1 protein-coding gene is annotated in these 228 nt (G+C 67.1%); it reads left to right on the forward strand.

Annotated features, from left to right (window positions below):
- Positions 1-228, forward strand: a 228-nt coding sequence (locus IG169_RS23800; protein ID WP_193178767.1) for a transposase zinc-binding domain-containing protein, incomplete at both ends; no start/stop codon positions are given.

The raw sequence follows: 228 nt of genomic DNA on the forward strand, positions 1-228 counted from the left end.
TGCAGCAGCTCAAGGTGATGTCGGCGATCGAGAACTGCCGCACCGCTGCATTGGGCGGACATGTCGAGGCTTGCGAGGACTGCGGGCACCGGCGGATCGCGTATAACAGTTGCCGCAACCGGCACTGCCCGAAGTGTCAGGGCGCGGCGGCACGGACATGGCTTGCCGAGCGGGAGGTCGACCTGCTGCCCGTCGGCTACTTCCACGTCGTCTTCACGCTGCCCGCGG

Origin of the sequence: Oricola nitratireducens, assembly GCF_014904745.1 — a bacterium.
Classification (GTDB): domain Bacteria; phylum Pseudomonadota; class Alphaproteobacteria; order Rhizobiales; family Rhizobiaceae; genus Oricola; species Oricola nitratireducens.